The following is a 12,355-nucleotide window of genomic DNA, read 5'->3' as shown; positions in this document are numbered from 1 at the left end:
GTCACCACGTCGTCCTGACCGGTCAGCCGGCCTTGATCGCGTCGACCGCGGCCTGAGCCTTGGTGGTCAGGTCCGACGAGAGCGGCGCGGAACCGGCGGCCGAGGCCGCGGCCTGCTGGCCGGCGTCGCTGATCGCGTAGCTGAGGAAGCCCTTGACCAGTGCGGCCGTGTTGGCGTCCTTGTAGGTCGTGCACGCGATGTCGTACGAGACGAGCACCAGCGGGTACGTCGACGAGTCGGTCAGCGTGCGGTCGATGTCGATCGCGATGTCCGACGTCGCGCGGCCCGAGACGACCTTCGACTGGCTCACCGCGGCGGCGGCCGCGTCGGCCGAGTGCGCCACGAACGAGTCGCCGACCTTGATCTTGGCGGAGCCGAGGTCACCGACCTGCGAGGAGTCGATGTAGCCGACGGTCCCCTCGCCACCCTTGATCGTCTGGACGACGCCCGAGGTGCCCTGCGCGGACTGGCCACCCTTGACCGGGAAGGTCTGCGCGGCGTCGTACGGCCACGCGGCGCCCGCGTTCGCCTTGACCCACTCGGTGAAGTTCTGCGTCGTGCCCGAGTCGTCCGACCGGTGCACCGGCGTGATCGCCGTGCTCGGGAGCTTGACGCCCGGGTTCAGCTTCGCGATCGCGGCGTCGTTCCACTTGGTGATCTTGCCGTTGAAGATCTTGCCGACCGTCGGGCCGTCGAGGTTCAGCGAGTCGACGCCCTTGAGGTTGAAGGCGATCGCGATCGGGCTGATGTAGACGGGCAGCTCGACGACGTCGCCGTTCTGGCAGGTGGTCTTCGCCTGCGCGATCTCGTCGTCCTTGAGGTAGGCGTCCGAGCCGGCGTACTGGACCGCCCCGCTCAGGAACTGCTTGCGGCCGTCGCCCGAGCCGATCGGGTCGTAGTTCACGGTCACGCCGGTGTTGGCGGACTGGAAGCCGGAGCGCCAGGCGTCCATCGCGCTGCCCTGGGCGGACGAGCCCGCACCGTTGAGCTCCCCGCTCAGGCTGCCCCCGGCGCTCGCGCCGTCGGTGCTGGTGCCGGAGCCGTTCCCCGTGGCGTCGTCGGAACCGCACGCGGCAAGGCTGAGGGCGAGCGCGCCGATCGCAACGGCTGAGCCCACGCGGGTGAGTCGGCTGAGGTTCACGTGTCGTTCCATCCTGTTCCACGGTGATGCGTCGACGGCGAACGCCGGCGACAACCCAGACGGTAGGGACGACGGATGACCGCGCGGCGCAGCCAGGATGAACGAGGGGTGAACACTGGGCACGGACCCAACCCGGCGAGCGGTGCAGGCCGTACAACTCATGACGGAACACCCACGCCCGCACCGACAGGAGGACCTGCGTGAGAAGCGCGGCCCGTACCGACGACGACGTCGCCGCGGCGCTCGTGGAGCAGCGCCCCGCGATGCGGCGCCTGGCCTACGTGCTCGTCGGACCCGGTGACGCCGACGACGTCGTCCAGGACGCCGCGGAACGCGCCTGGCTCAAGCGGCGCACGTTCGACCCCGCGCGCGGGGCCGTCCGCCCGTGGCTGCTCGCGATCGTGGCCGACCGGGCACGGCAGCGCTGGCGACGGCCCGGCCCCGTCTGGGACGAGCTCCACTCCGACGCGCTGACCGCGCCCGGCGCCGGCCCGGAGTCCACGGACCTCGGCCGTGCGGTCGCCCGGCTCGCGCCGCGGCAGCGGGCGGCGGTCGTCCTGCACTACTACGTCGACCTTCCGGTCAGCGACGTCGCGACGCTCCTGGGGTGCGCCGAGGGCACCGTGAAGTCCACGCTGCACGACGCCCGAGCCGCGCTCGAACGCACCCTCGGAGGCAGCTATGCCCACGACTGACGACCGGCTCCGCGCGACGGGCGCCGCCTGGCGCGCCCACGTCGACGGGCCCGCCCCCACGACGGTCACCGGGCCGGCAGAACCCGCCCGGGCGGCCTCGCCCGGGCCGCACGAGCTGCGGCGACGCCGCGCCGGCCGGCGGCGCCGGCTCGTCGCGCTGGCTGCGCTGAGCGCCGCAGCAGTCGTCCTCGTCGCCTTCGCCGTGCTCGCGGCGCCGAGCTTCCGCGGGCTCCAGGGCGGTAGCAGCGCCTCCTGCGTGGGACCGATGATCGCCGTCGACGGAACGCCGGACGAGCGCGCCCACCTCACCCCGCCGACCGAGGCGAAGGTCGTGCAGCCGGGCCAGACGGTCGCCGTCAGCGGAAGGTACTTCGTGACCGACTGCTACGACACGGGTCAGAAGCGCGACCCGCCGGCCTACCGCACCGTGCGGCTGACGCTCGTGTCGGGTTCGCACGAGACCCGGCTCGCCACCGTCCACCCCGACCAGGACGGTGCGTTCACCACGACGATCCGGATCCCCGCCGCCTTCCCGACCGGTCCCGCGACCCTGCACACGGACACCCCTGCGGCGCAGGAGCTCGAGCTGATCGTCTCGGGGGCGACGTCGACGACGCGGCCTCAGACCTCGTCGTCGACGAACCGGTAGCCCAGCCCCCGGACCGTCAGCAGGTGCTTCGGGTTGCCGGGGTCGGGCTCGACCTTGGCGCGCACCCGCTTGACGTGGACGTCGAGGGTCTTGGTGTCGCCGACGTAGTCGGCTCCCCACACGCGGTCGATGAGCTGGCCGCGCGTCAGGACGCGTCCGGCATTCCGCAGCAGCAGCTCGAGGAGCTCGAACTCCTTGAGGGGGAACGACACGGCCTCGCCGTCGACGGTCACGGTGTGCCGGTCCACGTCCATGCGCACCGGCCCGGCGGCGAGCACGTCGTCGTCGGCCTCGCCGTCGCTGTCGCTCTCGCCGGCCCCGGTGCCCGCCTGGGCGGCGGAGCGGCGGCGCAGCACGGCCCGCATGCGCGCGAGGAGCTCCCGGAACGAGTACGGCTTGGTGACGTAGTCGTCCGCGCCGAGCTCCAGGCCGACGACCTTGTCGATCTCGGTGTCCTTCGCGGTCAGCATGATGACCGGGACGTCGCCGCGGCGGCGCAGCTCGCGGCACACCTCGGTGCCGTCGAGACCAGGGAGCATGAGGTCGAGCAGCACGAGGTCGACGCCGCCCTCGGGCACCAGCGCGTCGTACGTCGTCAGCGCGTCGGGGCCGGTCGCGGCGGCAGCCACGTCGAAGCCCTCACGCTCGAGCTGGTAGGTCAGCGGGTCGCGGTAGGACTCCTCGTCCTCCACCACGAGGATGCGTGTCACGCATCCACCTCCTCTTCCTCGGTTCGGTCGTCGGTCGTGCCGGGCCTCGCCCGGGGTACGTCATCGGGGGCTGCAGGGATGCGCAGGGTGAACGTCGCGCCGTGCCCGGGCTCCGACCATACGGTGACGTCGCCGCCGTGGTCGGCCGCGACGTGCTTGACGATGCTCAGGCCGAGGCCGGTCCCGCCGGTCGCGCGCGAACGCGCCGGGTCCACACGGAAGAACCGCTCGAACACGCGCTCCTGGTCCGCGGGGGCGATGCCGATGCCCTCGTCGACGACGGCGATCTCGACGAGGTCGTCGACCTGCCGCACGCCCACCGCGACCTGCGAGTGGTCGCCCGAGTACGCGACGGCGTTGTCGAGGAGGTTCCGCACCGCGGTCACGAGGAGGGCGTGGTCGCCGTAGAGGCGGGCGTCGAGATCGCCGCCGACCGCGATCCGGATCCCCTTGGACTGCGCGTTGGTGCGTGCGCGGGCCGCGGCCTCGTCGACGACGGCGCGAGCCGGCACCACGGTGACCTGCTGGGCCGCGCTGGCCGCCTGCAGCCGCGACAGCTCGATGATCTCGTGCACGAGCGCGGACAGCCGCTCCGACTCGGTCACGATCCGCCCGGCGAACCGCCGGACCGCCTCCGGGTCGTCCGCGGCGTCCTGCACGGTCTCGGCGAGCAGCGCGAGGGCGCCCACCGGCGTCTTGAGCTCGTGGGACACGTTGACGACGAAGTCGCGGCGGATCGCCTCGGTGCGACGGGCCTCCGTCCGGTCCTCGGCCAGCACGAGCAGGAGGTGCGGCGTCACCTGCGCGACGCGCACCTGCAGGACGACGGTCCCCCGGCCGACCGGCCCGCGCGGCAGCTCGAGCTCCTCGTCGCGGATCACACCGTCGCGACGCACCGCGGCCACGAGGTCACGGATCGCCGCGTGCGCGACCTCCGACGCCCGCACGACCCCCAGCGCGTACGCCGGCGGGCTGGCGCGGACGACGCGGTCCTCGTCGTCCAGCACGACGGCCGCCGACCGGAGGACCGCGAGCACGCGGACCAGGCCCTCGTCGAGCCCGTCTCCGGACGCGACGCCGTCCGTGCCGGCGCCCGTCGTGCGGGACCGGGACCGTGAGCGCTGGCGCTCGCTCAGCCAGTACGCGAGCACGGAGGACACGCCCACCAGCAGGCCGACGAGCCCTGCCGCGAGCGTGTTCCAGCCCCCGTTGAAGAAGTCCACGCCACCAGCGTACGGACGTCCCGCGCCGGGCCGGACGCGACGGCCACCACGCGGTCACCCGCCGCGAACTGTTCACCGACCGTCGGCGTACCGTTCACCGGGAGTCCGGACGGCGGGTGCTCGCGCGTGGGACCGTGGCGCGCATGAGAGAGATCTTCGAGGCGGAGCTGCGCCAGGTGGGCGACGACCTCACCGCCATGAGCGGACTGGTCGAGCGTGCCATCGCGGACGCGGGCCGTGCCGTGCTGACCGCCGACCTCGCCCTCGCGCAGGAGGTCATCGCCTCCGACCGCGAGATCGACGAGCGCGAGCGCGAGCTCGACGAGCAGTGCGTCCGCCTCCTCGCGCAGCAGGCGCCGGTCGCCACGGACCTGCGGGTGGTCGTGACCGCGCTCCGCATCAGCTCGAGCCTGGAGCGCATGGGCGACCTCGCGCGCCACCTCGCCCAGCTGGCCCGCCGCAGCTACCCCGCCCACGCCCTGCCCCCCACCGTCAGCGACACGTTCACCCAGATGCACGACGCCGCCACCCGGGTGGCGCGGCGGACGACCGCGCTCCTCGAGACGCGCGACCTCGCGCTGGCCACGACCGTCGAGCGCGACGACGACCTCCTGGACGTCCTGCACGAGCAGACGTTCGGGGCGCTGCTGTCCGCCGACTGGATCGGGTCGGTCCAGGAGACCATCGACGTCACGCTCGCGTCCCGCTACTACGAGCGCTTCGGCGACCACGCCGTCTCCGTCGCCCGCCGCATCGCCTACCTGGTGACGGGCGAGCCCGCAGAGCTCGCCTGATCCCGCGAAGAACCCCGCGCGGACGGGTACCTCGCGAGAGACCCTGAGCAGCACGAAGGCCCGCACCCCCCAGGGGTGCGGGCCTTCGCTGCGTCTCAGCGGTCGAGGCTCAACGACCCTGGTTGGCGACGGCCGCGATCGCGTCCTTCGCAGCGTCGGGGTCGAGGTACGTCCCGCCCTTGGTGACGGGCACGAGGTCCTCGTCCAGCTCGTAGAGCAGCGGGATGCCGGTCGGGATGTTCAGGCCCGCGATGTCCTCGTCCGAGATCCCGTCGAGGTGCTTCACGAGCGCGCGCAGCGAGTTGCCGTGCGCGGCGACGAGCACCGTCTTGCCGGCCTTGAGGTCGGGGACGATCTCGCCCTCCCAGTACGGCAGCGCCCGCTCGAGGACGTCCTTGAGGCACTCGGTGAGCACCTGCGGGGCGTCCGCGTAGCGCGGGTCGGCGTCCTGCGAGTACTCGGAACCGACCTCGATCGCGGGCGGCGGCACGTCGTACGAGCGGCGCCAGAGCATGAACTGCTCCTCGCCGAACTGCTCGAGCGTCTGCTTCTTGTCCTTGCCCTGGAGCGCGCCGTAGTGGCGCTCGTTGAGGCGCCAGCTCCGCTTCACGGGGATCCAGTGCCGGTCGGCGGCGTCGAGCGCGAGGTTCGCCGTCGTGATCGCGCGGCGCAGCAGCGACGTGTGGACGACGTCCGGGAGCACGCCGGCCTCGGTCAGGAGGGTGCCGCCGCGCTTCGCCTCGGCGGTGCCCTTCTCGGAGAGGGCGACGTCCACCCAGCCGGTGAACAGGTTCTTGGCGTTCCACTCGCTCTCGCCGTGGCGGAGCAGCACGAGGGTGTAGGTCATGCTCCCCATTTTGCCGCACCCGGAATGCCCGCGTGCCGCGGCGACGTTCCGTGGACATGCCAGTGACCGGAGAGTACGTCCCCAGCCCGTCCGCCCACACCGCCGACCAGGTCGCCCTGTACGAGTCGTCGGGCGGCACGAAGGGCACGACGATGCGCGGGATGCCCGTGGTGATCCTCACGAGCAAGGGCGCGCGCTCGGGCAAGGTCCGCAAGCACGGGCTCATGCGCGTCGAGCACGACGGCGCGTACGCCGTCGTCGCCTCGCTGGGCGGCGCGCCCGAGCACCCGCAGTGGTACCACAACGTCGTCGCGCACCCCGAGGTCGAGCTGCAGGACGGCCCCGAGCGGCACGACTACGTCGCGCACGAGGCCCACGGCGCCGAGCGCGACGTGTGGTGGGAGCGCGCCGTCGCCGCCTACCCGGACTACGCGGACTATCAGACGCGCACCGACCGGGTCATCCCCGTGCTCGTGCTCGAGCGCGCCTGACCGCCCGCGCGTCGGCGTAGACGGCGAGCATCTCCTTCGCGGCCCGGTCCCAGCCGAACCGCGGGCTCGCCGCCAGCGCCGCCTCGCGCAGGGCGGCCCGACGTTCCGGGTCGTCCAGCAGGTCGCCGAGCGCGTCGGCCCAGGTCCAGGGCGAGTGGTCGCCCACGAGGATCCCCGTGGCGCCGTGGTCGAGCACGGTCGGGAGCCCGCCGACGGCGGCCGCGACCACGGGCGTGCCGGCCGCCTGCGCCTCGGCGGCCACCAGGCCGAACGACTCGGAGTGCGAGGGCACCGCCACGACGTCGGCGGCGCGCAGGTACGACACGAGGTCGTCCGCGGGCACGGGCGGCCGGACGACGAGCCGGTCCTCGACGCCGAGCTGCGCTGCGAGAGCCTGGAGCTCGCGCACCGCCGTCGGGCGACCGCTCGCTCCCCCGAGCACCACGAGCGTCGGCACGAGCCGGTCGTGGTCGCTCAGGACGCCCAGCGCGCGGACCAGCACGTCGGGCGCCTTGAGCAGCTGAACGCGCCCGGCGAACAGCACCAGGGGGCGGTCGGGCGGGAGCCCGAGCGCGGCGCGGCGTGCCCGGCGGTCGGCGTCGACGACCGCCGCCGCGGCGGCCCGGCCCAGCCCTTCCGTAGCGACGGGCGCGGGCCGGAAGACCTCGAGGTCGACGCCCGGCTCGACGACGTGCACGTGCGCCGGGTCCGCGCCGTACAGGGCGGTCAGCTCGCGCGCCTCCTGGGCCGTGCTGGCGACGAGCGCGTCGGACGCGTCCACGACCTGTTCCTCGCCGATGCCCCGCCCCGCCGGCTCGGGGGTGTCGCCCGGCGCGAGCGCCGCGTTCTTCACGCGCGCCAGCGTGTGCATGGTCGAGACGAGCGGCACGTCCCAGCGGTCCGCGGCGAGCCAGCCCGCCTGCCCCGAGAGCCAGTAGTGCGCGTGCACGACGTCGTACCAGCCGGCCTCGCGCCACGCCTCCGTGCGCAGCACGCCCGCCGTGAACGCGCAGAGCTGCCCCGGCAGGTCGTTCTTGTCGAGCCCCTCGAACGGCCCCGCCGTCACGTGCCGCACGCACACGCCGTCGGCGAGCCGCACGAGGTCGGGCTGGGCCCCCGACGTGCGCCGCGTGAAGATCTCGACCGTCGCACCCTCGCGCGCCAGCGCCCGGGCGAGCCCCGTCACGTACACGTTCATGCCGCCCGCGTCGCCCGTCCCGGGCTGGTCCAGCGGGGACGTGTGGACGCTGAGCATGGCGACGTGCAGCGGTCGGGGGTCGGTCACCCCTCCAGTATCCGCCGCTCGACGACGCACGCCGGGCTCGGGAGCGTCAGCAAGGCCAGCGGCTCGGTGGCTCCGTCGGCCCTGACCCGCAGCGCCTCGAGCGTCGACGAGTCCTGGCCGGCGACCACGAGCACGTCGCCGCCGGCGGCGTCGAGCACCGCGAAGTGCCGCGGCCACACGCCGGCGAGCGGGGCGTCGGCGCGGTGGACGAGCCGCACGCCGCCCGGGTCCCGGACCACGTCGAAGACGGAGACGACGTCCGGGCCGCGCACCGCGGTGTACAGCCGCGAGCCGTCGGAGCTCAGCGCCACGTGCGACGGGAACGACCCCACACCCTCCGGGCCAGGGGTGACGCACGCCGGTACCGCGGCGACGGGCGCGGCGGCGAGCAGTCCGTCGTCGTCGGTGCGCAGGGCGAGCACGTGCACCTGGTCGTCGAGCTCGCCGACGACGAACGCGAAGCCCTCCCCCGCGGTGCCCGCCGCGCCGAAGACGAGGTGCCGCGGGCCGGTCCCCGGCGGGAGCGTGACGGCCGTGCCCGCCGGCGCCGTGCCCGCGCCGTCGCCCGTCACCCGGTAGCGCCGGACCACGTCCGCGCCGAGGTCGACGACCCACACGGCTGTGCCGTCCGGCGTCGCGACCACGAAGTGCGCGTGGGGGCCCTCCTGACGGTCGGCGTCGGGGCCGCTCCCCTCGCCCGCGTGCACCGTGGGCTCACCCGCGAAGGCCCCCGAGCCGTCGAGCGGGACGGTCGTGAAGGTGCCGCTCGAGTAGTTCGCGACCCAGACCGCCGCCGGGGCCGCCACGACGTGGCAGGGGTCAGCTCCCCCGCTCGGGACCGTGCCGAGCGGCTCCAGCCGGTCACCGTCGACACCGAACGCCGACAGGGTGCCCGAGCTCTCCTCCCCGACCACGTACAGCGTCCGCTCGTCCGGCGACAGCGCCACGAACGACGGCGACGGCGTCACCACGACCTGCCGCGCGCCGTCGAACCGCCCCGCCGCGACGTCGAGGTCCACGCGCCACACGCCCTCCCCGGTGCCCGACGCCGTCCCCGGGACCGGGTACGTGCCGAGCCAGAGCCGGCGGACGTCGGAGGAAGCGGGCTCGGCGGGGGGAAAGGTCATGCGACGAGCGTAGTCACGCGCGACGAGGGCCCGGCACCACCGGTGCCGGGCCCTCGTCGTACGGCGTGCGGTCGCTCAGTGCGCCGCGTCGTACTTGGCCTTGACGTCGGCCGGGATGCGGCCCCGGTCGGAGACCGTGAGGCCGTTGGCGCGGGCCCACTCACGCACCTGGGTCGCCTCCGAGCCCCCGCCGCGCGCCGGACGGCGTCCCGGTCGCGTCGCCGCGCGGCCGGTCACCTTGCGCGCGTGGCCGATCCACGTGGCGAACGCCTCACGCAGCTCGGCGGCGTGCTTGTCGTTGAGGTCGATCTCGTACGAGACCCCGTCCAACGCGAACGTCACCGTCTGCTCGGCCGCACCACCGTCGAGATCGTCGACGAGGAGGACCTGAACCTTCTGAGCCACAGGGGCACCTCACAATTCCTGCATTGTCGGAATACTGCATCGAAGGACATCACGAGGATGCCACCGAGAACAGGCACCGTCAAAGCAGACACGCCATACCACGCGTCGGCGGCGGCGGAGAATGCGCTAGACATTCTCCGTCGGGTCCGAACCACCGCGCCCGGGGGCTGCGGAATTCGCCGCGCGTTCCCGGTCCTCCTGCGCCTCGAGCGCCGCCATAGCGGTCCGCTCGTTCCGGTCCGCGCGCACCACGAAACGCATCGCGAGCCAGAAGATCAAACCCACCGCGATCGACGGGACGACCGCCTCCAGAACACCGACCATCGCCGTCACGCCACCTTTCGACCCGGCAGTTCGCTCATCGTTCTCACTGCGCCGGCTTGACCAACGGGAAGAGGATCGTCTCCCGAATACCCTGGCCCGTCAGCGCCATGAGGAGCCGGTCGATGCCCATTCCCATCCCGCCCGACGGCGGCATCGCGTACTCCATCGCGGTCAGGAAGTCCTCGTCGAGCCGCATGGCCTCGTCGTCGCCGGACGCGGCCAGCAGCGCCTGCGCCTCGAACCGCTCGCGCTGGATCACCGGGTCCACGAGCTCGGAGTAGGCGGTCGCGAGCTCGAAGCCGCGCACGTACAGGTCCCACTTCTCCACGACACCGCGGATCGTGCGGTGGTCACGCGTGAGCGGGGACGTCTCGACCGGGAAGTCGCGGACGAACGTCGGCGCCACCAGGTGGTCGCCGACGAGGTGCTCCCACAGCACCTCGACGAGCTTGCCGTGGCTCGCTCGCTTCGGGTCGTGCACCACCTCGAGGCGCTCGGCGAGCTTCGTGAGGTGCTCGACCGACGTCTCCGGCGTGACCTCCTCCCCCAGCGCCTCGGAGAGCGACCCGTACATCGTCAGGCTCGTCCACTCGCCGCCGAGCTCGTACTCGGAGCCGTCCGGCAGGGTGACCGTCGTCGTGCCGAGCGCGTCCTGCGCAGCGGTCTGCACGAGGTTCTGCGTCAGCGCCGCCATCGTGTCGTAGTCGCCGTAGGACTCGTACGCCTCGAGCATCGCGAACTCCGGGGAGTGGGTCGAGTCAGCGCCCTCGTTCCGGAAGTTCCGGTTGATCTCGAAGACGCGTTCCACGCCGCCCACGACGGCCTTCTTCAAGAAGATCTCCGGCGCGATCCTCAGGAACAGATCGATGTCGTACGCGTTCATGTGCGTCTGGAAGGGCCGGGCACTCGCACCCGACGCCACCGTCTGCAGCATCGGCGTCTCGATCTCGAGAAAGTCGCGGCGGTGAAAATTCTCACGCAGCGAACGCACCACGGCGGCACGGAAACGCACCATGTCCCGCGCGGCCGGGCGCGCGATCAGGTCGACGTACCGCTGCCGCACGCGCGATTCCTCGGACAGGTCCTTGTGCAGCACCGGCAACGGGCGGAGCGCCTTTGCGGCGATCGTCCATTCGTCGGCGAAGACGGAGAGCTCGCCGCGCCGCGAGCTGATCACGCGGCCGTGCAGGAACAGGTGGTCGCCGAGATCGACGTCGCCCTTGAACCGCGCCAGCGACTCCTCACCGACGACGGCCTGGCTGAGCATGCCCTGCAGCCGGTTCCCCTCGCCGTCCTGCAGGGTGACGAAGCACAGCTTGCCGGTGTTCCGCAGGAACACGACGCGGCCGGCGACCCCCACGACGTCGTCGGTCTCCTGGCCGGCCTCGAGGTGGCCGTAGCCCGCAACCACCTGGGCGATGGTGTGGGTGCGCGGCACCGCGACCGGGTAGGCCTGCGTGCCCTCGTCGAGGAGCCGGTCGCGCTTGGCGCGACGGATGCGCAGCTGCTCGGGCAGGTCGTCCGCGGCGGCCTCGGGCGAGGTCGCGGCGGTCGGGTTCGTGGGCACTGCGGGACGCGCGGGGTCGGGGGAGGTCACCCCGTGATTCTACGGGCGGCGCCTGAAGAGACCCGCCGGGCGGACCTTTCGGACGTGCTCTCAGCCCGCCCGCAGGTCGAGCGCGAGGTCGAGGATCGGCGAGGAGTGCGTGAGCGCGCCCACCGAGAGGTAGTCGACGCCGGTGCCCGCGACCTCGGCCGCGCGGTCGAGGGTCAGGTTCCCGGTCGCCTCGAGCTCGACGTGCGCCGGCACGGTGGCACCCGGGACGCCCGACGCCGGGGTCCCCTGCCGGGCGCGGACCGCGCCCACGGTGGTGGCGAGGACCGGCGTGGGCATGTTGTCGAGGAGCAGGAAGTCGGCGCCGGCGTCGACGGCCTCGACCGCCTGCTCCGCGGTGTCCGCCTCGACCTGGACCGCGACGTCCGGGAACCGCTCGCGGACCGCCGCGACCGCGGCCGCGACCGACCCCGCCGCGACGACGTGGTTGTCCTTGACCATGGCCACGTCGAACAGCCCCATGCGCTTGTTGGTGCCGCCGCCCGCGCGGACCGCGTACTTCTCGAGCGCCCGCAGGCCCGGCGTCGTCTTGCGGGTGTCGAGGACGAGCGCGCCCGTGCCCTCGAGCGCGTCGGCCCACCGGCGGGTGTGCGTCGCGACGCCGCTGGCCCGGCTCGCCAGGTTGAGGAGCGTTCGCTCGGCGACGAGCAGCACCTGGGTCGGGCCGGTGATCGACGCGAGCACCCGACCGCGCTCGACCCGCTCGCCGTCGCGGGCGACGAACGCCACCGCGGGCGCGGGCAGCCCGAGCCGCCCGGCCACCTGGGCGAGCACCTCGGGGACCACCACGAGCCCCGCGACCACGCCGGCGGCGCGCGCCACGAGGTCGGCCGTGCCGGTGGCTGCCGGGTCGACCGTGGCCTGGGTGGTCACGTCGCGCCCGGGCTCGCGGCCGAGGTCCTCGTCCAGAGCCGTCCGCACGACGCCGGCCACCCACGCGGGGTCGAGGGCGTCGTCGAAGGCGGGCGAACTGATGCTGGGCTGCGTCGAGGTGTCGATCACGGCCTCACCGTAGCCGCTCGGCCGGGAGACGTGCGCACACCCCCCGC

The 12,355-nt window shown here is 73.4% G+C and carries 14 protein-coding genes; 4 read left to right on the top strand and 10 right to left on the bottom strand.

Features of this window, described 5'->3' with window-relative positions:
- Window positions 1–22 precede the first annotated feature (22 nt).
- A complete protein-coding gene (gene pstS, locus ACLQ14_RS17585; protein WP_425815395.1) occupies window positions 23–1,117 on the bottom strand; it encodes a phosphate ABC transporter substrate-binding protein PstS in 1,095 nt (364 codons plus the stop codon).
- 224 nt (window positions 1,118–1,341) lie between these two features.
- Here pstS and ACLQ14_RS17580 point away from each other — a divergent pair, with 224 nt between their 5' ends.
- Both ACLQ14_RS17580 and ACLQ14_RS17575 read left to right on the top strand, forming a co-directional pair.
- On the top strand, window positions 1,342–1,836 hold the full coding sequence (locus tag ACLQ14_RS17580; protein WP_425815393.1) for an RNA polymerase sigma factor: 495 nt from the start codon (window positions 1,342–1,344) through the stop codon (window positions 1,834–1,836).
- Entirely contained in the window at window positions 1,823–2,485 is a 663-nt protein-coding gene (locus ACLQ14_RS17575) for a hypothetical protein (RefSeq protein WP_425815391.1), read from the top strand. Before ACLQ14_RS17580 ends, ACLQ14_RS17575 begins: the two co-directional genes overlap by 14 nt.
- On the opposite strand, the gene ACLQ14_RS17570 is transcribed toward ACLQ14_RS17575, so the two are convergent.
- Window positions 2,458–3,195: a response regulator gene (locus ACLQ14_RS17570; RefSeq protein ID WP_425815389.1), complete on the bottom strand. Its 738-nt coding sequence runs from the start codon at window positions 3,193–3,195 to the stop codon at window positions 2,458–2,460. The two genes, ACLQ14_RS17575 and ACLQ14_RS17570, sit on opposite strands and share 28 nt — an antisense overlap.
- Entirely contained in the window at window positions 3,192–4,418 is a 1,227-nt protein-coding gene (locus tag ACLQ14_RS17565; protein WP_425815387.1) for a sensor histidine kinase, read from the bottom strand. Before ACLQ14_RS17565 ends, ACLQ14_RS17570 begins: the two co-directional genes overlap by 4 nt.
- A 143-nt stretch (window positions 4,419–4,561) precedes the next feature.
- Between ACLQ14_RS17565 and phoU the strand changes: the two genes are divergently transcribed.
- Complete coding sequence (gene phoU, locus ACLQ14_RS17560) at window positions 4,562–5,212, top strand: phosphate signaling complex protein PhoU (RefSeq protein WP_425815385.1); 651 nt, start codon at window positions 4,562–4,564, stop codon at window positions 5,210–5,212.
- A gap of 109 nt (window positions 5,213–5,321) precedes the next feature.
- On the opposite strand, the gene ACLQ14_RS17555 is transcribed toward phoU, so the two are convergent.
- Entirely contained in the window at window positions 5,322–6,059 is a 738-nt protein-coding gene (locus ACLQ14_RS17555; RefSeq protein ID WP_425815383.1) for a phosphoglyceromutase, read from the bottom strand.
- Window positions 6,060–6,115: 56 nt separating this feature from the next.
- Between ACLQ14_RS17555 and ACLQ14_RS17550 the strand changes: the two genes are divergently transcribed.
- Window positions 6,116–6,550, top strand: a complete 435-nt coding sequence (locus ACLQ14_RS17550) for a nitroreductase family deazaflavin-dependent oxidoreductase (RefSeq protein ID WP_425815381.1) — start codon at window positions 6,116–6,118, stop codon at window positions 6,548–6,550.
- On the opposite strand, the gene mshA is transcribed toward ACLQ14_RS17550, so the two are convergent.
- From mshA to nadC, 6 genes are all read right to left on the bottom strand, one after another.
- Window positions 6,519–7,835: a D-inositol-3-phosphate glycosyltransferase gene (mshA, locus tag ACLQ14_RS17545; protein ID WP_425815379.1), complete on the bottom strand. Its 1,317-nt coding sequence runs from the start codon at window positions 7,833–7,835 to the stop codon at window positions 6,519–6,521. The genes ACLQ14_RS17550 and mshA overlap by 32 nt on opposite strands.
- On the bottom strand, window positions 7,832–8,962 hold the full coding sequence (locus ACLQ14_RS17540) for a lactonase family protein (RefSeq protein ID WP_425815377.1): 1,131 nt from the start codon (window positions 8,960–8,962) through the stop codon (window positions 7,832–7,834). The genes mshA and ACLQ14_RS17540 overlap by 4 nt, the downstream gene beginning before the upstream one ends.
- Window positions 8,963–9,037: 75 nt before the next feature.
- Window positions 9,038–9,367: a histone-like nucleoid-structuring protein Lsr2 gene (locus tag ACLQ14_RS17535; RefSeq protein WP_425815375.1), complete on the bottom strand. Its 330-nt coding sequence runs from the start codon at window positions 9,365–9,367 to the stop codon at window positions 9,038–9,040.
- Window positions 9,368–9,493: 126 nt separating this feature from the next.
- Complete coding sequence (locus ACLQ14_RS17530; RefSeq protein WP_425815487.1) at window positions 9,494–9,691, bottom strand: hypothetical protein; 198 nt, start codon at window positions 9,689–9,691, stop codon at window positions 9,494–9,496.
- A 43-nt stretch (window positions 9,692–9,734) separates the two neighbouring features.
- Window positions 9,735–11,258, bottom strand: a complete 1,524-nt coding sequence (gene lysS / locus ACLQ14_RS17525; protein ID WP_425815485.1) for a lysine--tRNA ligase — start codon at window positions 11,256–11,258, stop codon at window positions 9,735–9,737.
- A gap of 90 nt (window positions 11,259–11,348) precedes the next feature.
- On the bottom strand, window positions 11,349–12,308 hold the full coding sequence (gene nadC, locus ACLQ14_RS17520; RefSeq protein WP_425815373.1) for a carboxylating nicotinate-nucleotide diphosphorylase: 960 nt from the start codon (window positions 12,306–12,308) through the stop codon (window positions 11,349–11,351).
- Window positions 12,309–12,355: the final 47 nt, after the last annotated feature.

The sequence above is a fragment of the Luteimicrobium sp. DT211 genome (genome assembly GCF_049844995.1).
Classification (GTDB): Bacteria; Actinomycetota; Actinomycetes; order Actinomycetales; family Cellulomonadaceae; genus Luteimicrobium.
The sequence above is the reverse complement of the archived record's forward strand: the minus strand, read 5'-3'. Positions and strand labels throughout refer to the sequence as shown.

Bases quoted from the DNA above. Each gene is read 5' to 3' on its own strand.
- ACLQ14_RS17575 (WP_425815391.1), top strand. From the start codon at position 1,823: ATGCCCACGACTGACGACCGGCTCCGCGCGACGGGCGCCGCCTGGCGC.
- phoU (WP_425815385.1), top strand. From the start codon at position 4,562: ATGAGAGAGATCTTCGAGGCGGAGCTGCGCCAGGTGGGCGACGACCTC.
- ACLQ14_RS17555 (WP_425815383.1), bottom strand. From the start codon at position 6,059: ATGACCTACACCCTCGTGCTGCTCCGCCACGGCGAGAGCGAGTGGAAC.
- ACLQ14_RS17550 (WP_425815381.1), top strand. From the start codon at position 6,116: ATGCCAGTGACCGGAGAGTACGTCCCCAGCCCGTCCGCCCACACCGCC.
- ACLQ14_RS17540 (WP_425815377.1), bottom strand. From the start codon at position 8,962: ATGACCTTTCCCCCCGCCGAGCCCGCTTCCTCCGACGTCCGCCGGCTC.
- ACLQ14_RS17530 (WP_425815487.1), bottom strand. From the start codon at position 9,691: ATGGTCGGTGTTCTGGAGGCGGTCGTCCCGTCGATCGCGGTGGGTTTG.